Origin of the sequence: Candidatus Avelusimicrobium caledoniensis, from assembly GCF_902756455.1 — a bacterium.
Lineage (GTDB): Bacteria > Elusimicrobiota > Elusimicrobia > Elusimicrobiales > Elusimicrobiaceae > Avelusimicrobium > Avelusimicrobium caledoniense.
In genome coordinates this window covers 1-26,087 of the sequence record NZ_CACVRB010000020.1, presented here as the reverse complement: position 1 = coordinate 26,087, position 26,087 = coordinate 1, and the positions used below count along the sequence as shown (strand labels likewise).

Below are 26,087 nucleotides of genomic sequence, written 5' to 3'. Positions count from 1 at the left end.
GGGGAAAATACCCGCGTACAATGCTTCTCCGTCCAAAAGTCGCGCGGATAAAATAGCAGGTGCATTATCTACCGTTCCGCCCAATTTCACAAGCGGCTCGCCGGGCAAATTGGCAATTCGGATATGCGGCCCGGCAAGCGGCACGTTTCGCCCGCGCGCACGGAAAATGCTTGACTCTATTTTGGTGTTAAAAGCGGCGGGTTTTTTCCAATGCGTTAGCCCGCGCCAAAAATTGCGCTGAGCAAACGCGGGGGAAAAACAACAACACACCAGTAAAAGAGTCAATAAATTTCGCATTTTTTCTCCTATTCGGCCAACCAGCCGGAAATGGTTTTGGACTCAACAGGTATAAAGACCAACTGTTCATTTTCCCAAATCACCTTATACCAACCGCGCGCGCCGTTTTTTTCTATGTAGACGGCGACTTGCGCAATTTCATCGGCGGCGATATCACTATCAAACACGCGTTGTCCGCCAAATTCTTCACGCGCTTTTTGCGGCAGATTTTTTTGCATCAAACGCTCGGTTACCGGAATTTTAACCAATACCGGCAACATTTCATCTTCGGCGGTTTCCAACAACCGGGCCATTTGGTGGGGGAACATATATCCCAGCGCAATACTTACGTTGGGCGTTGCGTAAATTTTTTCGTGGTGTGCTTTGTTGATTTCCATACCGTTGACTAAGATGTTTTTTAACTCAGCCGTATTTTTTAAACGCAACCCACGGTATAACATATGATCTTCTTGCATAAAACTTTCCGGCACAAATAATTTCATTTCATCGTCGTTACTAATAGCTTGGCGCAATTCTTCGTCGGTTAGCACACGAAATTCCGCTCCGGGTGCATTCACGCGGGTTTCGTCCGGCTCTGCAAAAAAAGTGTTGCGTGCCGGGCTTTGCACGCCGTTAGGTAAATCCGTAGGGACGCTGTCCTTGGTTACCGGGCGCAAAACAAGTTCTTCTTTTTCTAGCGTTGCTTTGTACCAACCCAATTTATTATTTACTTCAAGCAGTACATCCGCTTCGGAAATATACCTAGCCGGAATATCCCGGAAAAACACGCGGTTCTGCCAAAAAATATCCGGCTGATTTTGGGCAAGCAATTGAGGCGTTTGCGAAATGCGGACCACCACGGGAAGCCCCGTCGGAAACTTATCCGGCGCGTAATCCCACGAACTGGGCAAGGCGTAATCACGCGCAACACCCGGGTCCGGCGTCGTCCAAATTTCACCCGGATAATGCGATCGTTTTACTTCCAGTCCGTGTTGCAGTAAATTTTTCAAATCGTCCAGTTGGTTAAATACCATACCGCGGTAAAGTGCGCGTTTATTTTCTTGAAAATGTTCCGGTGCATGAAGTTTATTTGAAACCAGTAAGAGTTTACGCAGTTCATCCGGCAGTAAGGCCCGGGCCGAAACCCGACTTTCTGGCGAAGTATAAATAATAACGGGCGAATTATCCGGGAAATTGCGAATCTGAACTTTTTGACCCAATAAAGAGAATTGCGGAGATGCACGAAATGCACTCCGTGCTACCGCCGCCGGGTTAACAAGCCCTTTGGCACCGCCGTTAATCACGCGGCCCAAACCCTTTTGCGCAAACGCCGGACAAACACAAAAACTAACCAGTATAAACAGTATCCACTTTTTCATACTTATATTTTGGCTTAAAACAGAGGTGGAAACAAGGGTTTTAGGACCTACAAAAGAGATAGGCCTTTTTGTACCTATAATTGCTTATGGTATAATAAATTTATGCGCTGTACTCCACTTATCCGACTGCTCGTTTGTGCATTGCTAGCCACCACTTTGACGGCTTGTGCCTATCACGGACGCATACGCCGCGGGCTATATATTCCGGGCGGCGCGACGCAAAAGGCGGATAAATCGCTCTTGGTAATTTCAGATAAGGGCATTCCCGATAAAATTGCCATTACAGACCCTTCTAACACTTCTTTCTACGATTTTACCTTAAACGTTTCCGACGGCACTGCCGTAGCGGTAACCGATATGTTGGCCCAATTTGTTACCCGGGCCGATGCCGGTACTTCCGCCTTAGAAAACCGGTACGATTTGGCCGTTGATGTTAAATTATCCGGCGAACTGACCCGCAGTAATTGCGCCAGCGAACTGAAAAATTTAGCGGCCCGCCAAAACGGTCTTTGCACCCAACTAACGCTGACTATCCGCCGCAGCGGGAAACCGGACGTACTTACTGCGCTTTCCGCGCGGCGTTGGAGTCCGTTTGATAAACCCGGCACGGCTACCGTTTTGCGGTGGATCAACGAGCATACTTTATATTTACTTTCGCCGATATTATTACCGGCTTATACGCAACTGCAAGGAGCCCAACTGCGCCGCCAATTTGAAACACATTTGCAAGAAATTTTAGACGAAATGCGCGAAGCGCTTCGCACGCAACCGGAAGTTTTTAACTTGCCCGATGCGCCAACCCGCTAAAAAATAATGTACAATGTGTTAAGTGAGGTTATTATGAAAAAAACAACCACCAAAAAATCTGTTTTAACCAAAAAAGCAAAACCTACGGTTAAAACATCAACCAAAGATTCTCCCATTTTAAAAGATGTAAAACAGTTATGTACGACCAAAAAGGGCTGTACGTGCGCTTAGTTAAAGCCAAACCCGCGGTCGTTCCGGTGCCGGTAGCTGTTGGAGCAACCGCCCACACGGGGGGAAACACAACCGCCGTTATCCCGCAAGAACAATATAAAGAAGTATTAAATGCTCCTTTAATGGGCATTTTCTTCCGCGGATCTACGCCCAGCGCACCGCCGTTTGTTAAAGAAGGGGCGCAAGTGAAAAAAGGCGACGTCATTTGCTTAATTGAAGCGATGAAAGTATTTAACGAAATGCGCGCGGAATTTCCGTGTATCATTACCAAAGTGCTCCCCGTTAAACAAGGCGAGCCGCTATTTGCCATTGAAAGGGTATAATTATGAATCCATTACAAGAAAATATCAATTTAGCTATCAGCCAAATTACAGATCACTTGGCTAAAAATCAAAAAGCCACCGCATGGCAACTAAAAGTAATGCTTAAAGTGTCCAGTTCCGTGTTATATTTGGCATTGGGTGCACTGTATCAGCAAGGGAAAATTACGTTGGAAGCCGACGGCATTGATTACCACGTAACGTGGGCACAACCCGCCAACGCGGAAAATAAATAAAGCGGTTTTAAACAGAAAAACACCCGCTCTTAACGAGCGGGTGTTTTGTGTGGTCAGAAAGTCATTTCAAATGCTTAATGCGCGCGGCGTATTTTTCGGCCAGCGCGTTATTGTGCGCGTCGCCGCCGTCTGAATTACTACTCTTATAGACGGGAAGCGCAAGGCCTTGTTCGTCCAATATCTGTGCGGCCCGGTACAAAATATGGTGGAGCACCGCGGCAAAGGCCACCGTGGAAATGGGAGCTACGCCCGTGTCTTGCAACGTCAAACACGTTTCATTTTGACCCACGCAATTATCAATCACCAAATCGGCCACGTCTTTTAACAATTTGCCCGACGAGTGACGGCTTTGGCTGTGCGTGTGCGCAGACGCGGCGGTAAACGCAATTGTAAAAAGTCCTTTTTGTTTGGCAGTCAGCACCGCGTCAATGCCCGCCGGGTTGCGCCCGGAGTTGGAAAACGCAAGCAAAATATCGCCCGCGCGTAACTCATGCGTAGCCAAAATTTTGGGGGAATAACCCTCTTGGCGTTCTAAAGCTGTTCCCGTATGCGCGCCGAGTTGGAACATTAAACCGGGATCTAAGATAGCGTCCACTGCGGCAAAACAGCCGCTTCGGTGGAACGGCTCCAACGCGGCACTACCGCTATGACCGCAACCAAACGTGTGAATAATACCACCGTTTTTAAGGCAATCAGCTATTTTTTGGGCGGCTTGTTCACAAGCGGCCTGTTGAGTCGTTTCTAAGCGTTCCAACAGACGTATGATTTCATTAAAGAAAGGACTTTTAAACTCATTTTTCATAGCCCTATTATAGCAAACCCGTCGTGTTAGTACCACCAATGGGCGTTGCCACTGCCTGACCACGGGGCATAGTAACTGCTTTTTCCGGTTTCGGCTTTACAAATTTGATTGCGAATATCGGACAAATCTAAATTATTGATTACGGTACATCGGCGGCCCGGTGTGACGGAGTGTTCTAATGAAACTTGGTACTGCATACCAATTTGCGAATTGTAGCACAAAACGATTGCCTCTCCGGAAGCCGTCCCCGTACCATAGCCAACAGAACAATAGCCCCAGTTATAATTATATCTATTGGTTGTACTGGTATCTAATTTCCCGGCGGGCATTTCTATGGCTAATTCTTCAAGATCTGTTGCATAGGAATTATTTGCCAAGTAATATACTTCTTCCGCTTGTGAAATACTATTTACTAAATTTTTTAAGGTAGCATACCGACTTTTATAAACAGCTTTTTGATACTGTGGCAACGCCACCGCGGCCAAAATGCCGATGATGAGAACAACGACTAAGAGTTCAATGAGGGTGAAACCTCCCGCCCCGTTCGTCATCCCGGAAATTTGTAATCCGGGATATAACGGGGCGCTAAAATAACCCACCATTATATCCCGCATAGAAACACTGCGGGATGACGAATGGTGGGTTATGCGGCATGACAAACTTTTTTTATAACAACTTCTTTCATTTTTTCTTTGCATATAAACTCCTCCTTTTTATTTGGGTGTAGTAAAATTAAATCAAAAAAAAAAACGATGTCAACCCCCTTGCGAGTGGCAGGCAAATAGGGAGCCAACAAACACGCCACAAAATAAGGTAAAATATGTATATGCCAAAACGCTATTATTACGCCGCAAAAAAATCACGTAAAAAAACGAAAAAAACATCTTCTTATGCGTGGATACGTTCCGCTTTATATATTTTAGGCGGCGCGTTGTGTGTGTGGCTGTTTTGCATTTTGTGGTTTAATACGGCAGGCGGTCCCGTTGGCAAACGGGTATCGGAAATGCTGTTTCAATGCTTTGGGCAAGCCGCCGGACTTATCCCCGTATTACTGACCTACTGGTTGATACAAACCGTACGAAAAAAAAGCGCGGCGTTTTTACTTTTTCTAATCGGTAGCGGCACATTTTTGTGTGCCTGCGCGAGCTTGCTTACTTGTTTAAAACTCATCTTTACCGACTCTATGCTTACCGGGGGGAAAACCGGCGAAAGTATTTTTTATGCGTTTAGAGGCATTACCGGCAGCTTAGGGGCGGCATTATTTTCTTTGGCGTTTTTGCTTGTGGGCTTACAAATTTTAGTAGCTATTCCGTGGATAACGGTGTTTCAAAAAACGGTGGAGTTTGTCCGCAATGACTTTAGCGGCTGGTTGGAAGCCCGTGCCGAACTCAAACAAAAAGTAGCGGAAGGCCGCACCGCTGTTAAAGTAAAAGCGGAGCAAGATAAAGAACAAAATATCCCCGTAGCCGTGGCGGAAGAAATTCATGTCGTACCGGAAATTCACCGTTCCAAGCCGGAAATACGCCGTCCGAAAACGGAGCCGGTAACCGCTAAGCGGGAAGAAAAACCCGCCGAGCCGGAAACAGTCAACGAAAAACCGTTGGATGAAAACGGCGAAGTGAAAAAATTTGATCCCAAAACTTTTAAACTCCCGTCCTTAGATTTACTGCACGACCCCAAGGGCGACGGGGTCGTTGGCCCGACCGATGAAGAAATCGCCCAAGCCACCAAACGTTTGGAAGACACGCTTAAAAGCTTTGATATCGGTGCGCACGTAACGGGCGTTTCGCCGGGCCCGGTAGTTACCCGGTATGAAATACAGCCGGATGCGGGGGTGAAAATGTCCTCTATCACGGCTCTTACGCAAGATATCCAAGCCAGCATGCAAGCGCGTTCTATCCGCGTGCAAGCGCCGATCCCGGGCAAGAGCACCATGGGGTTTGAAATTCCTAACGACCGTGCCGTTACCGTAACGATGAAAGAGATTTTACAATCGCCCGTCTATGCCCAATCTAAAGCGGTACTGCCTATTGCCTTAGGCCGCTACGCCAACGGCGACCCGGCCGGAACAGTAGCCGAAAAATGGCCGCATATGCTCATTGCCGGAGCGACCAACAGCGGTAAATCTATCTGCGTGCATACGATTATTATGTCCATTTTATTCAAACACCGCCCGGACGAAGTCAAATTTTTACTCATTGACCCTAAACGCGTGGAGCTTACCTTGTACGAAGGCATCCCGTATTTGTATGACCCCAAAACTTCGTGCGACGATGCGGACATTATTACCAAAGCGTCCGACGCGGCTAAATCACTGCAAATGCTCGTAAAAGTCATGGAAAAACGCTTAGATTTGTGCCAACTGGCCAAGGTCAAAAACATTGAGGGCTACAACCAATGGGCCAAACAAAATAACGAAGAAAAAATGTTCTATATCTTTGTGATTATTGACGAAATGGCCGACCTTATGTTGCAAACCAAAGCGTCTATTGAGGACTCTATCCAACGCCTTGCGCAAATGGGCCGCGCCATGGGTATACACTTAATTTTATGCACGCAGCGTCCGTCCGTAAAAGTGGTAACGGGTATTATTAAAGCCAATATGCCTTCACGCATTGCACTGCAAGTAGCGTCGGGTATTGACTCTAAAGTTATTTTAGATGGCGTCGGGGCCGAAGATTTGCTCGGTCGCGGCGATATGCTGTTGTTAGATTCTTCCACCCAAACGCCGCTTCGCATCCAAGGGGCATACGTTGCGCCGGATGAAATTAAAGCGGTAGCCGATTTCTTACGCGCCCAAGGCGGCCCGGATTATCCCGTGCAAGTTGCCAGCGAGCAACCGGCAAACAGTATGCGCCCGCAAGACGGCCTTGGCACAACACCCGAAGAACAACTCCAAGCCTTGCGGCTTATTAAAGAACGCCGCCGCGTCAGCCAAGATTTACTCAAAGCCCACTTTGGTTCTTCGGCACGTGCGACCAATATGCTTAGCGTACTGGAAATGCGCGGCTATATTACCAAACCCGAGGGCTCTAACCGCTGGGAAATTCACTACGATTTAATTGACCAAGGTATTGAAGAATTGGAAAACCCGCCTTACGACAAAAACTATGAGGAAAAAACGTATGAAACGGTTTATAAATAACGTCCACGCGGTGTTCGTGCTCTCGCTCGTGCTGTCCGGTTGTGCACACGCCAGAGCAGTAGAAAATAAAGAAATTTCACTTCAGCCCGCCCCGCAAGTAACTGAGCCAAAATCAACCCCGGCAGTTACCGCTGCGCCGGTGCCTCAAAAACCGATCGCCAAAGCGTATGTGCCATCGCCGGACAAAGTGATAGAGCAACTTAAAGCGTGGGATAAAAATTTGAAATTTTTACAAACCGATTTCACACAAATTACTTCTTACGACGGCGTGGAAGTCAGCCGCTCCAAAGGCCAATTATTCTACCAACAGGATAAACGCCTGCTACGCTTAGATACAAAAGACAGCGACGGCGCACTTATCCAATCGGCCGTTACCGACCGCAACGATCTGTTTATTTTAGATGATAAAAATCACGTTATTATGAAACTGAAATGGGACGAGTGGCAACAAAACCAACCCAACCAAGCGTTGTTTGATTTTGGCAATTACACTGCCTTGTTAGACCGCCATAACGTCAAGGCCTTGCGCCCCAATCACTTTGCACTAACACCTAAATCGGGCAACGCATATACGCTCTATTTAACATTAAGCGCGCAAGATGCTTTTCCCACGTCTATTAAACTGGTGGCCGACGGAGTTACCACCCAAGCCGATTTGATACATACGCAAAAAAATAATCCCTTACCGGATAATACCTTTGGAGGAAAATTCAAATGATGACCCTTGCTAATAAAATTACCCTCACACGTGCCGCTATGGCTATTGTGATGTTTCTGTTTATTTTAATGCCCTATGCGTGGGCACGTATTGTGGCGATTGTAATTTTTACCGTAGCCGCCAGTACCGATTGGGTGGACGGCAAAATCGCCCGCGAAACCCATACCATTACACCTTTTGGGGCCATTGTAGATCCGTTTGTAGATAAAATTTTAGTCATCGCTGCGTTCTTTGCGTTTGTGGGTATCCCGAAACTCAACGTGCCGATTTGGGCTGTATTTTTGATTTTACTGCGCGAACTGATGGTATCTAACTTGCGTGCGATTGCTGCCTTAGAAGGCAAAGTAATGGCCGCCGAACGGTGGGGGAAATTTAAAACGGTTGTCCAAATGTCCGCGATCGGCACGATTTTCTTTGTATTGCTGATGTACCACTTGTCGCAACTACTGGGTGGCATCGGGCAAGAAGTGTGCGTATTTTTATTCGTATTACTGCGCAAAATTCCCTACGCTATCACAGCCATTGCCGCTGTAATTACATGGTTTAGTGCGGTTTCGTATCTGCGCAATAATTGGGAATTACTTAAAAAATCATGGAGTTTGCCCGCATGCAAACAGTAGTGCGTTGTTTGGCGACCGGACTATTTATCAGTTACGTGCCGCCGATGATTTTTCCTTTCAAAAAAAACACAGGGGCGGGCTTTGTAGGCACGCTGTGGGGTATCCCGCTTGTGCTTTTGTTTCCCACAGATACGTTTTTATATGCGATTTGCATGCTTGCCTTTTGGGCATTTGCGGTATATATCTGCAAAAAAGTACAATTTAAGGGGGAAACCGGGCACGATAACCCCAAAATCGTCATTGACGAGATTGCCGGTTACATTACCGCCATGGCCTTTTTACCGCGCACATGGCCGTATTTAGTAGCGGCATTTGTGCTTTTCCGTACGTTTGATACAGTCAAACCGTGGATTGTAAAGACCTTTGATAAAATGCAAAATGCGTTTGGCATCGTATTTGACGATGTAGCCGCCGGACTTTTGGCTAATATCTTATTACAGCTTTTTATTATTTTTGTTGTACGGGCATAACCCAAGGAGAATATATTTTATGCAAGTATCTACATTACGTGAACTCGTCGCCGCCGGCGGACCGGTACTTATCCTACTGGTACTGTTGTCCGTTTATTCCATTTCGGTCATTTTGGAGCGGTTTTTTAGGTTGCGCTCATCTATTTCTCTTTCGCGCAAATTATTATCTTACTGCTATCATCCGATTCACTCGGAAAATTACCAAAAAGTAGAAGAGGCCTGCCGCAAAGAAATGGTAAAAGATACACCGGCCGCGCACTTAATGGGCGAACTGGTAGCCGCACGCAACCGCACTCCTGCGGAACTGGAAAAAATTTCCGCTAACATTATTGACTGGGAAACTGCTAAACTCCAACGCCGTTTAAGCGTATTGGGTACTTTGGGCAGTATCACTCCGTTTATCGGGTTATTCGGCACGGTAATCGGCGTTATGCACGCGTTTAAAGATTTATCTGCCAATACCGCCGCCGCGGGCGGAGCGTCCGTAGTGGCAGCCGGTATTGCCGAAGCACTTGTTAATACGGCGGCCGGGTTATTCGTAGCTATTCCGGCGGTTATTGCGTATAACTATTTCTTGTCCAAAACGAACTATTTTGCCAAAGAATTAGAAAACGCCGCCAACGATTTTATCTACCGCTAACAGGTAACGTATGAGCACACATAAAACAAGAACCGTTATGGCTGAAATTAACATGGTGCCGTTTATAGACATCACGTTGATTTTGCTGATTATTTTTATGGTCATGAGCCCGCTGCTGGTGCAAATGCAACTCACGGTAGATTTGCCTAAATCTAACTCGGTTAATACGCAAGCGGAAGACGACGTCATCCGTATTGACGTAGAGAAAAACGGCTCTATTACCGTGCAAAATAAAAAACTGACCCTTAAAAATTTAGAACGTGAACTTATTTTACGTATGGGAAAAGCCAATAAGAAAACGATCCTCGTCCAAGCGGATAAAGACGTGCCGATCCAACAAGTGGTCAACGTCTTTGATATCGCCAAAAAATTGGGCGCGGCCAAATTAGGTATTGGCGTACTTTCAAAAAGCGAATGAACCGATATTTAGTTTTTTCAAGCGGCTTACACGTGTTGGGGCTACTGCTTGTGCTGGCTTGTTTGGCAGGGCCTGCCAAAAAGACGTCGGCTACGTATACGATTGATTTTATCGGCACGGGCAAAGTAATTGCCACACAAGGCCAAGAAACCGCCCCCAAAACAGGCGTACAAACGCCGCAACCGGCCGCGGCCGCGGTCGCTAAGCCCGAGCCGGCTCCCGCCGCCAAAAAGGCCTACGCTGCCAAGGCGGAAATTGCCTCAAAACCTAAGCCCAAAAAAGCCAAAGAAAAAGAGGTCCCTTTGGCCGCCCCGAGTGTATTAGAAGACACCGACGACGAAGCTCTTTCCGGAGCCGAAGACAGCGAAGGCGAGCAAGTAAACGCTTTTGGCGGGGGGAACATCCAAACCGATTTTGCCAACTTCCCATACCCGTGGTACATTACGCAAGTGCGTAACAGTTTATGGAGCGAATGGGAAAAACGCCGCCCGGCAGGTAGCACCCTGGGCACGCTCGTTTCGTTTGCGATTGCGCGCGACGGGAAAATAAGAGATTTAAAAATAGAAAAAAAATCGGGCGATGAAACTTTTGATTTTGCGGCCACGTCGGCCGTCATTAACGCAGGGCCTTTTGCGCCGCTGCCTATGTATTACGAAAAAGATGAACTTACCGTAACGGTAGAGTTTAAACAGGAGAATTAATTATGAACGGATGGCAACGCTTCGGCATTTTATTTTTATGTTGTTTTTTTGTAATGGTACTTTTTCCGGAGTATGACAAGGCCGGGTGGACGTTTATCGGCTTAATAATGCTGATGTGGACGGGCGCAATTATGATGCTATCCCTCATTACAAACGTGTTTGGTTTAGATCGTTTTGATTGGTTTAACCGCTTGTTGACACTCGCCGTTTTCTGCGGTATTATGTACACATTACTGTGGTATTTCCCGCAGACGGACAAAGTATCCCCCGTCAATAAATTAAAATACGGCGAATATCCGACGATGAGCGATATTAAAAAGGGTGTTAAGAAATTAACCTTTAATTTCAATTTTGCCACCCGCGGCGTGGAAGACAGACACAAACCCCTGGGGGAAAAAGTAGATGAAGCGTCTAAACAAGTGCAAAAGACGGCCCAACAAATAAAAAAGGAAGCCCAATCTTTTATTGAAATTGTTGACGAAGAAAAAGAAACTTATTTGGAAGACTAAATGAAAAACACACTGTTAATTACCGGCGGAAACGGCTTTATCGGCCATGCCTTAACCGATAAATTATTACAAGAGGGCTTTAATGTGCGTATCGTTACGCGCCGCACGCCGCGTCAGCAACCGGCTAACCCGGCTGTTACGCTCGTACAGGCCAATTACGACGATGTCAACTCGCTCAAACAAGCCATGGACGGATGCGTGGGCGTATTTCACTTAGCCGCCGCTATTTTTGCTTTTAACCGCAAAGATTTTGAAAAAGCCAACGTCTTGCACACCAAAAACGTGGTGGAAGCCGTCAATCAAATGCCGCAGATTACCACCTTTGTGCACGTGTCCAGCTTAGCCGCCAGCGGGTTTGCAAGCGATGCTAAAACCCCGCGCACGGAAAATATGACCCCGGCCCCGGTGTCCGATTACGGACGCACGAAATTAGGGGGGGAAGAAGCCGTAAAAACGTTACGACCCGGCGTTAAATGGACGATTATCCGTCCGCCAATTGTGTACGGAAAAAACGATTCGGGCGTGTCTAAAATTGCGTTGTGGGTCAAACGCGGTATTATGGTTAATACGTCGGGCAACGGAATGTTTAGTTTTGTACACGTAGACGATTTGGTAAGTGCCTTGTGGCAAGCGTATGAGCGGCAAGACACAAACAAAGAAACGTATTTTATCGCCGAGCCGAATATGTACAGTTGGGACTATTTCATTACCGAAATGGCCCGCGCCATGAAATGTAACAAACCGTTTATGCCTAACGCACCCAAGTGGCTAATGAAAGCGGCGGCCTTTGGCTACGAAACGTGTGCGCGGCTGACGGGAACACTCCCGGCGTTAAATTACGACAAAGTGACAGAGGCCACCGTCCCGGGCCACTGGATATGCTCCAGTGAAAAGTGGACAAAATTAACGGGCCAGCAATTTACCCCGTTAAAAGAAGGTCTTAAAAAAAGTTTTGAGTAGCGTGCAAGACGGATAGAATTTTGTTATAATATATCCGTCAGTTTTGCTGACAAAGTGATTTTGGAGAGGTGGCCGAGAGGCTGAAGGCAGCGGTTTGCTAAACCGCCATACAGGTTAATTCCTGTATCGAGGGTTCAAATCCCTCCCTCTCCGTTTTTTATCTTAGAAAAACGCTTGATTTCGTTGTTGCTCACTTGCTCGAGTACCTCGGCGCTCCGCGCCCGTTCCGACAGTACACTTCGCAAGTTCGCGCCTAGAAATCAGGCGTTTTTCGTCGCTAAAAACTGCCTGCTTGAGCAAGGCAAAAACCGCGAGGGCGGGCCCGGGCAAAAACCCACGGGTCGGGGATCTCCCACACAAACGATGTCAAGTTCCCCAAAGACCTATCTTATAAACAGGACTTTTGGCCCTTGTGAACCTGGTGTCAGTTACATAGAATAGAGGTATCTTTTTGGAGGAAAACAAATGAACAAACAAAAAGCAATCTTATTTTCGTTGGCGACCGTGTGTTTATCCGTGCCGACGTACGCGCAAATCAAATTGCCTGTTAAAGGCATCCCTGCGCTGAATAAAAATGTTGTCCGCACGCTAGTGCGTAACGAAAAAATCTTTCATCCTGTCTTTGGATATACCGCTCCGCTATTGCCTACCGATTTAGCCAAAGTTTATCCGGTTACGTCGGACAAAGCGCAATCACTTGATTTGCAACATACGCAAGGGTTGATTCAAACCGCCCCTATTTTAAGTCCGGCTAATGAGCCGTTAAAGTATATTCAAGCGTTTTCGCACACCAACTCTCTTTCCGTGGCGCAATTAACGCAAGCGACCTATTTGTATCGCATGGCACATCCTACCCACCAACCCGGCACAAACACACAAGACCTGTATTTATCCGGTTTGTTACAAAAAAGCAAATCTTTAATGACACAATCGTCTGCAAATCTTTGGCAACGGGAGGAATTACCGTCCATTGGGTTGTTAACACGTCTGCAAAAAGCCGCTTTTATGCCTAACTCGTATGCGGAGTTAGTCCGGCTTTTCCCGGAGTATCCTAAACACGTTACGTTGAACGAAGAGGGCATCCCCGTCAAAACGTCACAGGCCGATATGGCTAGCGTGTTGGATACCTATTTAATGCTTTCAAACCGCAAACAATTAGGCGCGTTTAATAACACAAAGCAAGGGGCCAATTACACGCCGTTTATTTTGACACCCGAAGAACACGCCGCCGCAAACGAACTTTTAAAGTCCCGTCTGCAGAACGAGCAAATCCCGGCTAACCCCTTTGCGGATGATTTAATTGAAATTGCCTATAACCGTTTAGAATCGCACACGATTCCGTATACGCAAGCGGCCGAAGCCGGAGCAGGATATAAAGCGTATCCGAACTATAAAAATACGGCCTTATACCGCACGATTCAGGGTATGATTGAAGGGCAAGAACCGGATGTGTTTATAGACACCTATCACCGCATACTGAAAAATGATGACATCACCCATCTAATTGTTTTAGATGCTATCATGGGCGGAGTGGAACTGACCGACTTAAAACATGCCGACCGTGCCTTGCGTGCGTTTGATGAATTTACAGCCGACCTGGAAGACACGCCGGAAAATATCGCACACGTTCAAGTTTTGCAACAAAACTTGCGCATTGTGTTTGAGCCGTATATTGAATACAACCGCAATATGCCGTATAATTCCATAGACGGTGCAGATGCGTTAGGTTGGCATGCGCACGAATTATTGGACATGACAAAGGCCAGAAATTTGGTAGGCCGCAACTGGAAATAAAAGTCTGATTACCAATTATTTAAATCTTACGCCGGGAGTTGTTGGCACACCGCCAGCACCCGGCGTAAATTTTGCCAAATTAAGGGGTTTTTAAAATCGGGTTGCCACGTCTTGCCGCCTAAAGAATCACTTACGATGTACACGCACGCACACGGAATTTTGCGCCGCGCACACACGGCAAGTAGCGCAGACGTTTCCATATCTGCCGTTAAGACGTGGTTTTTTTGGTAGTGTTTAATTTCTTGTTTTGTTTCGCGGAAGATAGCGTCCGTGCTCCAGTTGCGCCCGAGGTGAAAATTAAGTTTTTGCGCGCGAAATAATTTCAGCAAACGTGCGGTTAGTTTTTTATCAGTCCGCACAAGTTCTTTACTTGTATAGTGGGGGGAAGTGCCGTCTGCGCAAATACTTTCCGTACACACCACGATATCGCCCGGGACAACTTCCTCTTGCAAACTCCCGGCAAGTCCTACAAAAACAATTTCTTTAACTCCCAAACAAGCGGCTTGTTCAACGGCTAACGCTACTGCAGGCCCGCCGCACCCAAAACCTGTGATAAAACAAAAATCTTCCTGTTCGTGGCAATACACCTCGGCCGATAAAAACCGTTTCTTCCAACCTTGCTTGACAAACGTCTGCACGAGCGGGGCAAGCGGGCAAACCACCGCCTTGGACGGCAGTTTCAAGCCGCGCGCGGTAACGTCCACATACATTTGGGGCGTTACCAGTTCAGCCGAACGGATTTTTTTATGGGGGGGAAAAATAAGTTTCATAACGCTTAAATTATACTATATCACGTGCGCCAAAAAATTGTAAAATATAAGGGAAGTAAAAATCTAGGGAGGATGTACCATTATGATTAAAGTAGGTATTAACGGTTTTGGCCGCATCGGTCGTTTCGTGTTCCGCGCGGCTCAAGAACGCAAAGATATTGAAATCGTCGGTATTAACGACTTGTGCCCGGTTGACTATTTGGCTTATATGCTTAAATACGACACCATGCACGGAAAATTTGAAGGCACCGTAGAAGCCGACGTGGCAAACAGCCAACTCATCGTTAACGGCAAAAAAATCCGCGTCACCGCCGAAAAAGATCCGGCCAACTTGGCTTGGGACAAAATCGGTGCGGAATATGTGGTAGAATCTACCGGGTTGTTCTTAACGCAAGAAAAAGCGCAAGCGCACATCAAAGCCGGTGCCAAATACGTAGTAATGTCTGCCCCGTCTAAAGATGCGACCCCGATGTTCGTCGTCGGCGTGAACGAAAAAACGTACGTCAAAGGTACGCAATTTGTTTCCAACGCGTCCTGCACCACCAACTGCTTGGCCCCTATCGCCAAAGTATTAAACGACAAATTCGGTATTAAAGACGGTTTAATGACCACCGTTCACTCCGTAACCGCTACGCAAAAAACCGTAGACGGCCCGTCCATGAAAGATTGGCGCGGCGGCCGCGCGGCTTGCGGAAACATCATCCCGTCTTCCACGGGTGCCGCTAAAGCGGTAGGTAAAGTAATTCCGGCCTTGAACGGTAAACTGACCGGTATGTCTATGCGCGTACCGACGTTGGACGTGTCCGTAGTGGACTTGACCGTCAACTTGGCTAAACCCGCCACGTACGAAGAAATCTGCAAAGCCATGAAAGAAGCGTCTGAAGGCGAACTCAAAGGCGTACTCGGCTACACCGAAGATGCCGTTGTGTCTTCCGACTTCTTGGGCGATAAACGCACCTCTATCTTTGACGCCAAAGCCGGTATTGCTTTAACCGACACGTTTGTCAAAGTAGTATCTTGGTACGATAACGAAATCGGCTACTCTAACAAAGTGTTAGACTTAATTGCCCACATGGCCAGCGTAAACAAATAATTACGGCTGTTCTTACACAGCACCAAAAACAGAACAACAGACCCCCGCTCTAACGAGCGGGGGTTTTCTATGAGAGAAAAGATCAACGTCCTATAGCATATCCTTGCCCATAATCGCCGTATGTTCCCACACTTGACCCACCAAATCCCCGGCAAATGGACGTTTGTATATTTTTATTCCAACCGTAACAGGAGGTGTAACCTGTGGTATGGGTTCTTATCAAAACAAAATTCTCATTAAAACAAGCTATAAAATCATTTCCAGATTTTGCTACCATACATTCTGTTCCATCGGGGAAAAAAGCGGCTTTTGTGGGCGTGCTGGTGATATACTGATCTTGTTTTAATTCTACTGCTGTTCCGGTAATATCAAGGGGTAATTCAGAAACATCATTTGGATAATTTCCATTCGCCATATAATATACTTCTGCCCCTTTATAAAGTGCGTCCATGTAAACCATCATTTGTGTAAGACGCGCTTTCAGTACTGCTTTTTGATACTGCGGCAACGCCACCGCCGCCAATATGCCGATGATTAACACAACAACTAATAATTCAATAAGCGTAAACGCTTGTTTGTTTTTCATACAACCTCCTTTGTTGCATTATTAAATAAAATGTAGCAAAAAAAAAAACGATGTCAAGGGCTCAAACTTTTTTCATAAAAAATGCTTGCAACAAAAAGTAAAAATAGTTACAATAATTCGTATGCAAATTTTTGCTAACTCTTTGAACAGTCTTATTATTACCAACGTAGCCATTAGCGCGGCGTTGGTGCTAGTTGCGTTTACGCTAATTAAACGTATGTATGATAAGGCGAGTTCGGAGTGTTAAATGATGTAATAAATAGATTTGTTGTTAAATCAAACCCGGACTTGAAAAAAACAAGTCCGGGTTTTTTATGTGAGGTAATAAAAAGTAAAGATGAAACGAGTAGTACTCCAAACAGCCGTGTGGATGATAGTTACCACACTGCCGGCACAGGCACAAGTATCACGCGCAATTTCCGGCGCGTTCAAAGCGGGGGAACACCTGATCAACCCGCAACAAATAGTATCCGCCGTGGAGCGGGCTACGGCGCGCAGGGCACTGTCTGCACAGTTCTTAGCGATGCACCACTCCTTGGCCGCAGAACAATCTCTTGTCTGGGGAACGGCGGTGGCTTTGCCCTTAGAACGCCGCTTTATTCCTACGCCTGTGGAGCCCGCGGTAACCGACGTGCCCCAAACGCGCTCTTGGATAGAGCAACAACAACGCAATTTTAAAGCATGGCAGCTTAAACGTGAACACGCCCGGCAAATTGCATTCACTCAAGCATTGGCCGCGTTGCCGCAATTGCGCCCGGAGCTTGCTTTTTACGCCGATGATTTATCCGGTTTACTCGTGCAAGAACATCATATCCATCAACTACCCGCGTTGCCCTTACTGGCACGGCCCAACTATTTATACCGCGGACTGAGCTTGGAAAGTGACGGCTCCGGTTTGCGTAGAATTTTACATCATGGGTTACTGCTGCAAGATGTGGGGCAATTCTCTAATAGTTTGCTGATGTCGCTGGCAAGCACGCCGCAAGATGCGGCGGCGATTTCCAAACTTAAATATACCAATTTGGCCCAATCGCCACACACGGCCTTGCAATATTCGTTTAGAAAGGTCAACACCTCTTCGGACGTTCTCCCCGTTATCGTAAGCGTAAAGGGGATAGAAGAAAACGGCGCGGTGGTGCGTGTGCAGCACGATATCCCGGCGGAACACTTGCCCGAAGTAACGGCCCTGTTAAAAATTAACGATACGCCCACGTGGTGCTCTATTAAATTAGAGGGAAGCGGCTTTAAAATTACCCCGTACGAGATTAAATAGCAAAAACCAACCCCCGGCGTAGCCGGGGGTTATTATTACATAGCGTATTTTCTGACATTATTCTCATCCGATAAAAGTTCCCCGGCTTTCATAATCTTTTGACAAAAACCGCCTTCCTCTCCTTTATAGTAGTAGTGCCACTCACAACACGTCCACGTACCCGTTTGGTACTTCGTCGAAAGTCCACATCCTTTGTATTTACCTGACATAAAATACGCAGTAGTATAACTTGCGCCTAACCGAATTTCAAATAGATCATTATAAGCTTTAATGGCCGTCGAGTCTCCTGCTAATTTTGTACCTTTTTTAAAACCGGTAAGATCTAAAGTAAGTTCATCCAAATCGGTGACCGCCGTACCGTTAGCCAAGAAATAGGCATTTTGTGCCGTTGCTATACTACGCATAAATGTTTGCATATTGGCGGCGCGGCTTTTCCAAACGGCTTTTTCGTACTGCGGCAAGGCCACCGCCGCCAATATGCCGATGATGAGAACGACGACAAGTAATTCAATAAGCGTAAACGCTTGTCTATTTTTCATAACTACTCCTTTTTGATATTTTTTCTTACAAATAAAATCTATCAAAAAAAAAACGATGTCAAGTAAAATTTTTTTAACAAAAAAATATCCCTCTTTTCCGATAAGAAAAGAGGGAGACCAAAACAGCGGTTGCTTATAGGGTACTTGTATTATTTAGCGGCGCATAACACGTGGCTAAACGAGAACGAAACACCCACATACACGTTTTCGCCGCGGGAACTGATATACTTGCCCTTGGCCGTGTAATAGCTGATAAACGGTGCCACGTATAAGTTTTTATATACTTGCACATCTAAGCGGGCGTTTGTTTCAAACTCCCAATCTAAGTCCGTCGGATGTTTTTTGGTGGTAGATAAATAATCACGGAACATCGCATCCCACTTAAAAGTGGCACCATCACGTACGGGAAGCTCCAATTTGACGCCGGTTTCCCAGGCAGATTTTGTAGCATACGGATGATACGTAAAATCACGCTCACCCACAAACGCCCCGTATAATTTTTTCAGGTATTTTCCTTCAAACAGTTTGACACCGGCCATACTGCGCACAATGCGGGTGCGGGGGGCGTTATCGGGTTTGGTAAATTCGGTTTCATAGCCGAGGTTTGCAAACGGACCGGCACTAAAACCGCCCCACAAATCATCTACTTGCCAGATCTTTTGGGTATAATCGGTGGTAAGCAAAATTTTATCGGCATTTTCGTTTGTTAAACGCTCGCCGTCTACCGGACGGATTTTTGTGCGTCCGTAATCCATGGTCAGCTCGTTGGACCACAAAAAATGCTCGGCGTGATAATCGGCAATAGAATCCCAACTGCCGCGCACGGACGTTTGTGAATCGGACGTCAAACGCGCATCCGAAAAGTTTTGATAATCTTGCGCATGTTTGACTTCGGTAGAAGTTAAATCAAGCGCGAGTTTTTTTAGCTCCACTTGCCAACCTTGCTTGCCGTCTTGGGCAAATACCGCCGTAGCGGCCAAGGTAAGCAACATCACAAATACTAATTTTTTCATATAACTCCTTTAATAAAAAATAAGAATATCACGGGGATAATCTTATTTATATTTTAACGAATTTAGCGGGTTATCTTCAACCAAAAAGGGAGTGCCCGCCACCGGGCACTCCCGCTCCTAAAGCAGACCGTCTGTTACGCTGTCTTTTTGATTTTAGCCACCAACGCAAGCAAATATATCACGCCAACGGTAATGACGATAACAGACCCGGTTTGCGAGGCCATCATGTCGGACATAAAACCCATGACCGGGGGGAATATCGCCCCTCCGATTAAACCCATAATCATCAGGCCGGAGATTTCATTTTTCTTTTCCGGTTTATGCAAAATAGCTTGCGAGAAAATAATCGGAAAAACGTTGGAGTTTCCCAACCCGATTAACGCCACACATACAAACAAAGCCCCTTGCGCATTGAAAACGAACAAACCGCCCATCGCTAAAAGCATAAATACCACACTGACGGCAAATACGATTTTAGCCGAGATTTTGGATAAAAGAAACGACCCCGCAAAACAACCTATGGTGCGGAAGATAAAATAAATACCCGTCGCTTTCATAGCCGCTTCGGTAGCGAGACCGACTTTATCCATTAAAATTTGCGGAGCTGCCGTATTTGTTCCCACGTCAATACCCACGTGGCACATAATACCAATAAAACACAGCAAAATTGTTCCGTCGCCCAGTAACGCTAGACATTCGGCAAAGGTAGAAGGTTTGCCGGTAATTTCTTCTTCGTTGATTTTTTCTTTACCTAAGAAGATTAACGCCAATACACATTCCAGCGCAAAGATAGCATACATCAGCGTCCAGTTGTTGTATTTAGCGGCCAGAAACGGGGCAATTACCGTGGCACTCCAAGAGGCAATCGCTTTAACAAATTGCCCAAAAGTCATCGTACTGGCCAGTTTATCGCCCGTAACAATGTTAGACACTAACGGGTTTAACGATACTTGCATCAGCGCATTACCGATCCCCAATAGCGAAAACGAAACCATCAGCAACGTCAAACTTTTCACCGGGATAAGCGGTAATAAAAGAGCTCCCAACGTAACCCACAAACTGATAAGCACCGTTTTGCGACGTCCGATTTTATTCATCAACATCCCCGTAGGAACAGAGAAAATCAAAAACCAAAAGAACACCGCAGAAGAACAAAGAAATGCTTGAAAGTTATTCAAAGCAAAATCTTTTTTAACGAAGTTTGCCGCCGTACCAACACTATCCACAAACCCCATCGCAAAAAAGGCCAACATGACCGGAATAAGTTTTGTTATCAACGAATTATTTTTTTGTTCAGACATATACTCTCCTATTATCTATCTTCATACGACGGCCATGCGCCTGTTTTTGAACAAACAAACGCGGCTGTTTCCACCGCTTGTTTATGCGCTTCCCGCAATGTTTTGCCGGACAAAATACCTTGCACAAACGCGCCGGAAAAAGAATCTCCCGCGCCGACGGTATCCGCCACTTGTACTTTGGGTGTAGCCAACCGGGAAACTTCCTGCGGGGAATAAACAGCACTGTATTTATCGCCCGCCGTTACAATGACGTATTTTAAATGATACGTATCCATAAAGTAACGGCAAAATTCTTTTTCATCACTACTCATGCCAAACATTTTGCCGATAACCGCCATTTCCTCGTCGTTTACTTTAAAAATATTGGCTAGGTTAAGCAGTTCTTCAATAAGTTCTTTGGAATAGTAATGCTGGCGCAAATTAACGTCGTAAAAGCGCAACGCTTCCGCACGCGCCTGTTTAAGTAACGCCGTGATTGTTTTTCGGGAATCCGGGTTTCGCAGGGAAAGCGTACCGTAACAAACCGCGTCGGCTTTCTTTACCACCTCTGCCGCTTGCGCAGTCAGCGGGATATGGTCCCACGCGACGTTTTCAATAATGGTATAACTGGGGATACCGTTTTGCAATTTTACCTGTACTGTCCCCGTCGGATACGAAACGGTTTCAATATAATTAGCGATATGATTTTTTTCCAACTCCTGTAAAATTTCCGTACCAAGGGGGTCGTTTCCTACCGCACTAATGGCATACCCTTGTGCGCCCAGTTGAGAGGCGTGATAGACAAAATTAACCGGCGCACCGCCCGCGCGTTTACCGGTGGGGAAAACGTCCCAAAGCAACTCCCCGATACCTACAACTATTGGTTTTTTGTTTTCCATAGCAGTCCTCTTGCTTTTCAGATTTTACGTCTTACAAGTTTAGTCTATTAGTTTTGTTTTTACCTGTCAATACAAGATTCCCCTAAAAAAAGAACCCCATGTTTATCATGGGGTTCTTTAATTGCATCAAACCGTTTTTCGGTTTATTTTTTAGCTTCGTCGGCTTTAGCAGACTCTTTCTTGGCGCTCAAGGCCACGAAAAGGATAGCCACCACGGCGCTGGCAATACAGGTGTAATACATTACATCCCAACCGTATTTTTCCACCAAGAAGGCAGCTCCCATATTGGCCAAAACCGCCGTTCCTAAGATGTACGCCCAGAAACCGCTAAATCCGGCAGCGGCTCCGGCCGATTCTTGCGCCGTCACGCGGGAAATCATTACCCCGCCGATAAGCACTTGCGGACCGTCCACAAAGAAGCCAATAGCGGCCATAAAGAAGCAGGTTAACCACAAGTGTTGTGCCCCGGCAAAGAGCACGTAACCGTACGTGCACAAAGCCAAAATGACTAGGTACGCAATCGTAACCGGCGCACAGCGTCCTTTGAAGAAACGGGAAGCTAAGTAACCTGCCACAATACCGCCGGGCATACCAAACAGCGGCATCAAGTTCCACAACCAAACCACGCTGACTTTATCAATACCGCGGGCGTCGTATAAGAACTTAGTAGCCCAGTCCAACGTACCGAAACGAACAAAGTAGACAAAGCTCAACGCTAAGGACAAGTACCACACATACGGGTTACCAAATACATATTTTTTCAAAATAGACCATTGGCTAGCTTTGGCTTTATTATCCACGGTAACGGGGATAATATCGTTTTTATATTCTTCAATCGGCGGTAAACCGACGGAAGTAGGCGTGTCACGCAAGGACCAGAAAATATACACCGCAATAGCGATGCCGATGATACCCGGCACGTAAAACACGGCGCGCCAATCGTTGCAGTACTTCAGCAAAAGAGCAATAATCCCGCCGGCAGCAAAAGTGCCCGCCGTATGGGAAGAAGACCACCAACTCCAAATTTTAGCACGTTCCCGGGGGGAAAACCAATACACTAACGACTTGGCAACCGGAGGATATCCCGTAGCTTGACAGAAACCGTTTAGTCCCCAGAAAAATGCTAAGGCCCACAAAGAAGTTAAAAAGCCGTAGAATAAATTGATAATACCGGAGAAAAACAACCCGATAGCCATAAAGGCACGGACATTTGCTTTATCGGCCAAAATACCGGCTAGCAATTTACCCACCCCGTAGGTAATAGAAAACGTGGCCGAGATAATACCCAAATCCACGATATCAATACCCAAATTTTCACTAAATACGTGTAAAGCAGGGGTCAGATTTTTACGCGTTACATAAAAAGCACAATAGCCAATATAAAGCGCCAAAAAGGTACGGATACGCCAGTACTTATATTGACGCGCGATTTCCTCGGCACTTTCAATGCGCGGAGCATCGGGCAGAGGTTTAAACCAACTTAGTAATTTCTCCATCATCGTCTCCTTGATAAAATAAAATAAACTGCAACTACTTTTCATTATATCATAATTCCTTCGGTACAACACAAAAGAAAACCGGGTTGTTTAAACCCGGTTTTCACTAAAGATATTTCTCCGTTTATCTGGCAGGTTCCGGTTGGGGGGCATCTCCCATATTATCATCCAACGAATTTGCCTGCTCATCTAACGACGCTTGTACCCGCCGCATGATTTCGTTATACAACCGGCTCTCCAGCACTCGGACAGAATCGTCATTCATGCCTTTTTTGAATTTTTTGAAAGAAATGCCCAGTTTATCGCACAAACGGCGTAAAGCACTTTCCGTTATTTTCTTGCTTGTACCCGCAGCCAAGATTTCGTCAAATTCTTCCACGGAAACCTCAAACAGGGCCGCTAAATCCGTCTTCATGCGGGCCACTTCTTTGGTGGCCAGTTTTTCAATCTCCGCTACCGGCACGGTCGGGTTTTCTTTAGCGGTCATCGTGTTTACCGCATCGGACAAAAGATTGCCTTTAGAGCCAAATATTTGCATTTGGTCCACTACCGACGTTTGCAACTTCGTCAGGGCTTTACCGCTCATCGGTTTGGACCAATCAAACGGGTTCGCAAAATGGCGGTAGTTAGCAAGCACAGCCGTGAGGATCAACCCAATCGGTACGATTAACTGATCAAACGCCAATTGCTGTTTAATCTGCGCGGCCATTTCCGCCGTAGCATCCGCCGGAACAGGCGCGGTAATGAACGTATTGATCAACGTCGGAATCAAGAAACATCCTATAACTGCCGCCGTAGACAGGGCACCCGTCAACGTATCAAACGCGTTGTTGTATTTTTTCTTATCGTGCTCTTTCATGATGTTAAACGAGAAGGTAAACATATTGCCCAACAGTGCGTTAACACCAATAACCATCGGCAACAAAGCAGCTCCCGCCGCCGGGCCCAACGCATACATTCCGCCCATCAGGCCCAAGGTGATAACCGCCGAGGACAACATTAACTTCTGGTTTACTTTTTCCACGCCGTTAAGTTTGCCCAACAGCCCTTTAGCCGCCAAGCGTCCGGCAAACACAGGACCCATCGTAAATATACCGGTAATCAACGTACTTAACGCATCACTGACAACCGCAGGGGAAACATCGTGCATCCACGGCAAGGTACGGGAGATAAAATCAGCCGCGTGGTTTACACCCGTTTTTACAATTTCCCACGAGTGCAACAACCCGGTCATAATACTCTTCGTAGCGGTGCTGGCTTGCGTTTCCGAACCGCAGAAAATCAATAAACCGCCGAAGAGCAAACCAATCGCAGGGTCTTTGAAGAATTGCCAATCGGAAACTTTGCCTTTTTCTTTGACCTCTTGCAATTTGTTGGATATATTTTTAATTGCTTTTTGCGCACGGGGGAGCGGCAAGTCCGTCGTCCACAGAGCCATCAACGACAACGCGGTAGGAATTCCTAAAATAGCGTACATATATTGCCACTTACCCAACAGCGCGGCCGCAGCTGCATACGCCGCATACGCACCCATAGACCCGATCGTCTTGAACAACTGGCCGCCTGCGACCAATTCGTCCGCATTTTTACCTTTTTTCATTCTCTTGGCAGCCGGGTTCGCATTCTGCTGAATAGCGGCAGAGGTAACCCCACTGGCCAAAATAGAAGCGATGACCGGAACTAACGTGCCCCAACCGTTCGGGTCGGCGCCCGTAATGTTGGCAATAGTCGCCCACGCAAACATACCCAAACTTACCGGCATTAAGGTTTTAAGAACAGCTGCCCCGCCGTGTTTTTGCACTTGCGCTTTCAAACCGATTTTCGGCACGATCGGCAAAATGTTGGTAAGATATACCCCGGTGCTCAACCCGGTCGCCCAAGCGCCGGCATGTCCGCCTAAAACACCGCCGTATTGGCTTTCCAAGGAGCCGTTTAAGAAACGTCCGGTGCTGGAAAAACCCATGACAGAGAAAATCAAGTTCAAAGCTTTCAGACGGTCATTGGTTTTTTGTATCACCACGACAGGCATATCGCCCAACCCTTTCAAGTGTACAACGGACACTTTTCTATCGTAGATGATTTTTTTGGTTTTGCCGTCCGTTTTATATAAGTTGCCGTAGGTATCCGTCACCAACGACCAACCCGATTTCAATTTCTTAAAGATACTCGCATCATCCGATAAAACTACCGTATAGATATTTTTGCGGCTGGCCGTAAACCCGTTTGCATCTTTTTCACGCGATTTAAGCAAAATAGACGTATACAGATACGGGAAATCTTTTACACCCGTTTCCATGATGCGCGGACGGAAACCCAAGTGTTCCGCACGCGGTTCAAAACGAAGATCGGCCGGGACCAAGTTGTCTAACAAACGCGAGAAATCATGCACCTCTTTCGTATAGGAATATTCCACCATATTCCCGTTTTCATCTTTTTCAACAAAGCTGTCCGGTCCCGATTTGACCAACGTAACGTCCCGTTTAATAGCCGCACGGAGCTGTTGATAGTCTATCGTTAAATTATCTTCTACCAAGGTCTTTAGTACGGCTTGTTCAATTTGTCCTAAGTCGCCTTCGCTCAAATTGACCATTTTACCGCTTAAACGCGTAGCAAAATTTCTGCCCAGTTGTTTGAAAAGCGATAATTTCCGCCCGGTAATAGCATCTACGGTTTGTTGACGCAAAAGCGGGGCATCCGGTAATTCGGATAAAAGCGCAAAGTTTACCGCATGGATTACTTCCGGCGAATTTAATGCAACACCCGCCGCTTCTAAATCTGCACGCACTTGTTCGCCCAACAAAGACGCGTAGGTGCTGTCATTTTGAATTTCCCGTGTTTGTAATTTCACACGGGCTTTATTGATACCCTTTTCAATCAGTTGGGCTAAGGCATCTTCATCCAAGTTAGAAGGTGTTTCTGCCGCGGCATTAGCATTAGCAGTATTGCCAACGGCTTGGTTTTGTAAACCGGACGGTATTTCGGACGTGCCCATAGACAAATCGGCTCTTTCGCCTAATTCCGGCATTTCGGCCGCTTTCGCTCTCTCTGCCGCTACTTCCGTCCGTACGGCAGTACTCGCGTTAATGGATAATTGATCCGTTACCTCTAATTGCGCCGCCGCTTGTTTAAATTTCTCTTGTACCGCTAACCGCGCTTCTTGTAATTCCTTTAA

Annotated in this window: 29 protein-coding genes and 1 tRNA gene; 18 read left to right on the top strand and 12 right to left on the bottom strand. The window is 46.5% G+C overall.

Translation table 11 applies throughout. The annotated features are described in order from the left end of the window. Both ACQY2W_RS05730 and ACQY2W_RS05725 read right to left on the bottom strand, forming a co-directional pair. Positions 1-297: hypothetical protein (locus ACQY2W_RS05730; protein WP_428050270.1), on the bottom strand; the 297-nt coding region annotated here is incomplete at its 3' end. 8 nt (positions 298-305) lie between these two features. Further along, the gene (locus ACQY2W_RS05725; RefSeq protein WP_428050268.1) at positions 306-1,655 is read right to left on the bottom strand and encodes a hypothetical protein; all 1,350 of its coding nucleotides are present in this window, start codon (positions 1,653-1,655) and stop codon (positions 306-308) included. A gap of 102 nt (positions 1,656-1,757) precedes the next feature. On the opposite strand from ACQY2W_RS05725, the gene ACQY2W_RS05720 reads away from it, so the two are divergent. The 4 genes from ACQY2W_RS05720 to ACQY2W_RS05705 are packed head-to-tail and all read left to right on the top strand — an operon-like array spanning position 1,758 to position 3,189. Next, complete coding sequence (locus tag ACQY2W_RS05720; protein ID WP_428050266.1) at positions 1,758-2,462, top strand: hypothetical protein; 705 nt, start codon at positions 1,758-1,760, stop codon at positions 2,460-2,462. 33 nt (positions 2,463-2,495) lie between these two features. After that, positions 2,496-2,633 carry a hypothetical protein gene (locus ACQY2W_RS05715; RefSeq protein ID WP_428050264.1) on the top strand — a complete coding sequence of 46 codons (138 nt, stop codon included), beginning with the start codon at positions 2,496-2,498 and terminating at the stop codon, positions 2,631-2,633. Then, positions 2,600-2,956: an acetyl-CoA carboxylase biotin carboxyl carrier protein gene (locus ACQY2W_RS05710; protein ID WP_428050262.1), complete on the top strand. Its 357-nt coding sequence runs from the start codon at positions 2,600-2,602 to the stop codon at positions 2,954-2,956. The genes ACQY2W_RS05715 and ACQY2W_RS05710 overlap by 34 nt, the downstream gene beginning before the upstream one ends. A gap of 2 nt (positions 2,957-2,958) precedes the next feature. After that, on the top strand, positions 2,959-3,189 hold the full coding sequence (locus tag ACQY2W_RS05705) for a hypothetical protein (protein ID WP_428050260.1): 231 nt from the start codon (positions 2,959-2,961) through the stop codon (positions 3,187-3,189). Positions 3,190-3,250: 61 nt separating this feature from the next. Here the strand turns inward: ACQY2W_RS05705 and ACQY2W_RS05700 are convergent, their stop codons facing one another. Next, positions 3,251-3,991 carry a sugar isomerase domain-containing protein gene (locus ACQY2W_RS05700; RefSeq protein WP_428050258.1) on the bottom strand — a complete coding sequence of 247 codons (741 nt, stop codon included), beginning with the start codon at positions 3,989-3,991 and terminating at the stop codon, positions 3,251-3,253. A gap of 26 nt (positions 3,992-4,017) precedes the next feature. After that, complete coding sequence (locus tag ACQY2W_RS05695; RefSeq protein WP_428050256.1) at positions 4,018-4,689, bottom strand: type IV pilin protein; 672 nt, start codon at positions 4,687-4,689, stop codon at positions 4,018-4,020. Positions 4,690-4,817: 128 nt separating this feature from the next. Here ACQY2W_RS05695 and ACQY2W_RS05690 point away from each other — a divergent pair, with 128 nt between their 5' ends. The 11 genes from ACQY2W_RS05690 (at position 4,818) to ACQY2W_RS05640 (ending at position 13,966) form a co-directional block, all read left to right on the top strand. Next, on the top strand, positions 4,818-7,136 hold the full coding sequence (locus ACQY2W_RS05690; RefSeq protein ID WP_428050254.1) for a DNA translocase FtsK 4TM domain-containing protein: 2,319 nt from the start codon (positions 4,818-4,820) through the stop codon (positions 7,134-7,136). Next, entirely contained in the window at positions 7,117-7,854 is a 738-nt protein-coding gene (locus tag ACQY2W_RS05685) for a LolA family protein (protein WP_428050252.1), read from the top strand. The genes ACQY2W_RS05690 and ACQY2W_RS05685 overlap by 20 nt, the downstream gene beginning before the upstream one ends. Beyond that, positions 7,851-8,474, top strand: a complete 624-nt coding sequence (gene pgsA / locus ACQY2W_RS05680; protein WP_428050250.1) for a CDP-diacylglycerol--glycerol-3-phosphate 3-phosphatidyltransferase — start codon at positions 7,851-7,853, stop codon at positions 8,472-8,474. The genes ACQY2W_RS05685 and pgsA overlap by 4 nt, the downstream gene beginning before the upstream one ends. Then, positions 8,462-8,944: a phosphatidylglycerophosphatase A family protein gene (locus ACQY2W_RS05675; RefSeq protein WP_428050248.1), complete on the top strand. Its 483-nt coding sequence runs from the start codon at positions 8,462-8,464 to the stop codon at positions 8,942-8,944. Before pgsA ends, ACQY2W_RS05675 begins: the two co-directional genes overlap by 13 nt. Before the next feature lie 19 nt (positions 8,945-8,963). Beyond that, positions 8,964-9,584: a MotA/TolQ/ExbB proton channel family protein gene (locus ACQY2W_RS05670; RefSeq protein ID WP_428050246.1), complete on the top strand. Its 621-nt coding sequence runs from the start codon at positions 8,964-8,966 to the stop codon at positions 9,582-9,584. A 10-nt stretch (positions 9,585-9,594) separates the two neighbouring features. Next, positions 9,595-10,002, top strand: coding sequence for an ExbD/TolR family protein (locus ACQY2W_RS05665; protein ID WP_428050244.1), 408 nt, complete (start codon positions 9,595-9,597; stop codon positions 10,000-10,002). After that, positions 9,999-10,703 (top strand): energy transducer TonB, encoded by a 705-nt coding sequence (locus tag ACQY2W_RS05660; protein WP_428050242.1) that lies wholly within the window; start codon positions 9,999-10,001, stop codon positions 10,701-10,703. The genes ACQY2W_RS05665 and ACQY2W_RS05660 overlap by 4 nt, the downstream gene beginning before the upstream one ends. A 2-nt stretch (positions 10,704-10,705) precedes the next feature. Continuing rightward, on the top strand, positions 10,706-11,212 hold the full coding sequence (locus tag ACQY2W_RS05655; RefSeq protein ID WP_428050240.1) for a hypothetical protein: 507 nt from the start codon (positions 10,706-10,708) through the stop codon (positions 11,210-11,212). Then, the gene (locus tag ACQY2W_RS05650) at positions 11,213-12,172 is read left to right on the top strand and encodes an NAD-dependent epimerase/dehydratase family protein (RefSeq protein WP_428050238.1); all 960 of its coding nucleotides are present in this window, start codon (positions 11,213-11,215) and stop codon (positions 12,170-12,172) included. It abuts the gene before it with no gap. 62 nt (positions 12,173-12,234) lie between these two features. Beyond that, positions 12,235-12,325 (top strand) — tRNA-Ser (locus tag ACQY2W_RS05645). A gap of 312 nt (positions 12,326-12,637) precedes the next feature. Next, positions 12,638-13,966: a hypothetical protein gene (locus ACQY2W_RS05640; RefSeq protein WP_428050236.1), complete on the top strand. Its 1,329-nt coding sequence runs from the start codon at positions 12,638-12,640 to the stop codon at positions 13,964-13,966. Between the two features lie 26 nt (positions 13,967-13,992). Here ACQY2W_RS05640 and ACQY2W_RS05635 read toward each other — a convergent pair whose 3' ends face one another. Continuing rightward, on the bottom strand, positions 13,993-14,736 hold the full coding sequence (locus ACQY2W_RS05635) for a nucleoside phosphorylase (RefSeq protein ID WP_428050234.1): 744 nt from the start codon (positions 14,734-14,736) through the stop codon (positions 13,993-13,995). 82 nt (positions 14,737-14,818) lie between these two features. Between ACQY2W_RS05635 and gap the strand changes: the two genes are divergently transcribed. Further along, entirely contained in the window at positions 14,819-15,829 is a 1,011-nt protein-coding gene (gene gap, locus ACQY2W_RS05630; RefSeq protein ID WP_428050232.1) for a type I glyceraldehyde-3-phosphate dehydrogenase, read from the top strand. Between the two features lie 82 nt (positions 15,830-15,911). Here the strand turns inward: gap and ACQY2W_RS05625 are convergent, their stop codons facing one another. Further along, positions 15,912-16,415 (bottom strand): type IV pilin protein, encoded by a 504-nt coding sequence (locus ACQY2W_RS05625; protein WP_428050230.1) that lies wholly within the window; start codon positions 16,413-16,415, stop codon positions 15,912-15,914. 121 nt (positions 16,416-16,536) lie between these two features. Here ACQY2W_RS05625 and ACQY2W_RS05620 point away from each other — a divergent pair, with 121 nt between their 5' ends. Together ACQY2W_RS05620 and ACQY2W_RS05615 are read left to right on the top strand one after the other, a co-directional pair. Beyond that, entirely contained in the window at positions 16,537-16,662 is a 126-nt protein-coding gene (locus ACQY2W_RS05620) for a hypothetical protein (protein WP_428050228.1), read from the top strand. Between the two features lie 90 nt (positions 16,663-16,752). Further along, complete coding sequence (locus ACQY2W_RS05615; RefSeq protein ID WP_428050226.1) at positions 16,753-17,688, top strand: hypothetical protein; 936 nt, start codon at positions 16,753-16,755, stop codon at positions 17,686-17,688. A 35-nt stretch (positions 17,689-17,723) separates the two neighbouring features. Here the strand turns inward: ACQY2W_RS05615 and ACQY2W_RS05610 are convergent, their stop codons facing one another. The 6 genes from ACQY2W_RS05610 to ACQY2W_RS05585 form a co-directional block, all read right to left on the bottom strand. Further along, the gene (locus tag ACQY2W_RS05610; RefSeq protein ID WP_428050224.1) at positions 17,724-18,227 is read right to left on the bottom strand and encodes a type IV pilin protein; all 504 of its coding nucleotides are present in this window, start codon (positions 18,225-18,227) and stop codon (positions 17,724-17,726) included. Between the two features lie 149 nt (positions 18,228-18,376). Then, the gene (locus tag ACQY2W_RS05605; RefSeq protein ID WP_428050222.1) at positions 18,377-19,240 is read right to left on the bottom strand and encodes a hypothetical protein; all 864 of its coding nucleotides are present in this window, start codon (positions 19,238-19,240) and stop codon (positions 18,377-18,379) included. Between the two features lie 134 nt (positions 19,241-19,374). Beyond that, entirely contained in the window at positions 19,375-20,541 is a 1,167-nt protein-coding gene (locus tag ACQY2W_RS05600; protein WP_428050220.1) for an MFS transporter, read from the bottom strand. 11 nt (positions 20,542-20,552) lie between these two features. Further along, positions 20,553-21,419: a carbohydrate kinase family protein gene (locus ACQY2W_RS05595; protein WP_428050218.1), complete on the bottom strand. Its 867-nt coding sequence runs from the start codon at positions 21,417-21,419 to the stop codon at positions 20,553-20,555. A 143-nt stretch (positions 21,420-21,562) separates the two neighbouring features. Continuing rightward, positions 21,563-22,915 carry an MFS transporter gene (locus ACQY2W_RS05590; RefSeq protein ID WP_428050216.1) on the bottom strand — a complete coding sequence of 451 codons (1,353 nt, stop codon included), beginning with the start codon at positions 22,913-22,915 and terminating at the stop codon, positions 21,563-21,565. Positions 22,916-23,039: 124 nt separating this feature from the next. Beyond that, a partial coding sequence (locus ACQY2W_RS05585) for a hypothetical protein (protein ID WP_428050214.1) occupies positions 23,040-26,087 on the bottom strand: 3,048 nt, incomplete at its 5' end.

Bases quoted from the DNA above. Each gene is read 5' to 3' on its own strand.
- ACQY2W_RS05710 (WP_428050262.1), top strand. From the start codon at position 2,600: ATGTACGACCAAAAAGGGCTGTACGTGCGCTTAGTTAAAGCCAAACCC.
- ACQY2W_RS05605 (WP_428050222.1), bottom strand. From the start codon at position 19,240: ATGAAAAAATTAGTATTTGTGATGTTGCTTACCTTGGCCGCTACGGCG.
- ACQY2W_RS05695 (WP_428050256.1), bottom strand. From the start codon at position 4,689: ATGCAAAGAAAAAATGAAAGAAGTTGTTATAAAAAAAGTTTGTCATGC.
- ACQY2W_RS05655 (WP_428050240.1), top strand. From the start codon at position 10,706: ATGAACGGATGGCAACGCTTCGGCATTTTATTTTTATGTTGTTTTTTT.
- ACQY2W_RS05690 (WP_428050254.1), top strand. From the start codon at position 4,818: ATGCCAAAACGCTATTATTACGCCGCAAAAAAATCACGTAAAAAAACG.
- ACQY2W_RS05595 (WP_428050218.1), bottom strand. From the start codon at position 21,419: ATGGAAAACAAAAAACCAATAGTTGTAGGTATCGGGGAGTTGCTTTGG.
- ACQY2W_RS05725 (WP_428050268.1), bottom strand. From the start codon at position 1,655: ATGAAAAAGTGGATACTGTTTATACTGGTTAGTTTTTGTGTTTGTCCG.
- ACQY2W_RS05590 (WP_428050216.1), bottom strand. From the start codon at position 22,915: ATGGAGAAATTACTAAGTTGGTTTAAACCTCTGCCCGATGCTCCGCGC.
- ACQY2W_RS05625 (WP_428050230.1), bottom strand. From the start codon at position 16,415: ATGAAAAACAAACAAGCGTTTACGCTTATTGAATTATTAGTTGTTGTG.
- ACQY2W_RS05640 (WP_428050236.1), top strand. From the start codon at position 12,638: ATGAACAAACAAAAAGCAATCTTATTTTCGTTGGCGACCGTGTGTTTA.
- ACQY2W_RS05675 (WP_428050248.1), top strand. From the start codon at position 8,462: ATGCAAACAGTAGTGCGTTGTTTGGCGACCGGACTATTTATCAGTTAC.
- ACQY2W_RS05700 (WP_428050258.1), bottom strand. From the start codon at position 3,991: ATGAAAAATGAGTTTAAAAGTCCTTTCTTTAATGAAATCATACGTCTG.
- gap (WP_428050232.1), top strand. From the start codon at position 14,819: ATGATTAAAGTAGGTATTAACGGTTTTGGCCGCATCGGTCGTTTCGTG.
- ACQY2W_RS05650 (WP_428050238.1), top strand. From the start codon at position 11,213: ATGAAAAACACACTGTTAATTACCGGCGGAAACGGCTTTATCGGCCAT.
- pgsA (WP_428050250.1), top strand. From the start codon at position 7,851: ATGATGACCCTTGCTAATAAAATTACCCTCACACGTGCCGCTATGGCT.
- ACQY2W_RS05615 (WP_428050226.1), top strand. From the start codon at position 16,753: ATGAAACGAGTAGTACTCCAAACAGCCGTGTGGATGATAGTTACCACA.
- ACQY2W_RS05720 (WP_428050266.1), top strand. From the start codon at position 1,758: ATGCGCTGTACTCCACTTATCCGACTGCTCGTTTGTGCATTGCTAGCC.
- ACQY2W_RS05660 (WP_428050242.1), top strand. From the start codon at position 9,999: ATGAACCGATATTTAGTTTTTTCAAGCGGCTTACACGTGTTGGGGCTA.
- ACQY2W_RS05620 (WP_428050228.1), top strand. From the start codon at position 16,537: ATGCAAATTTTTGCTAACTCTTTGAACAGTCTTATTATTACCAACGTA.
- ACQY2W_RS05670 (WP_428050246.1), top strand. From the start codon at position 8,964: ATGCAAGTATCTACATTACGTGAACTCGTCGCCGCCGGCGGACCGGTA.
- ACQY2W_RS05715 (WP_428050264.1), top strand. From the start codon at position 2,496: ATGAAAAAAACAACCACCAAAAAATCTGTTTTAACCAAAAAAGCAAAA.
- ACQY2W_RS05665 (WP_428050244.1), top strand. From the start codon at position 9,595: ATGAGCACACATAAAACAAGAACCGTTATGGCTGAAATTAACATGGTG.
- ACQY2W_RS05635 (WP_428050234.1), bottom strand. From the start codon at position 14,736: ATGAAACTTATTTTTCCCCCCCATAAAAAAATCCGTTCGGCTGAACTG.
- ACQY2W_RS05600 (WP_428050220.1), bottom strand. From the start codon at position 20,541: ATGTCTGAACAAAAAAATAATTCGTTGATAACAAAACTTATTCCGGTC.
- ACQY2W_RS05610 (WP_428050224.1), bottom strand. From the start codon at position 18,227: ATGAAAAATAGACAAGCGTTTACGCTTATTGAATTACTTGTCGTCGTT.
- ACQY2W_RS05705 (WP_428050260.1), top strand. From the start codon at position 2,959: ATGAATCCATTACAAGAAAATATCAATTTAGCTATCAGCCAAATTACA.
- ACQY2W_RS05685 (WP_428050252.1), top strand. From the start codon at position 7,117: ATGAAACGGTTTATAAATAACGTCCACGCGGTGTTCGTGCTCTCGCTC.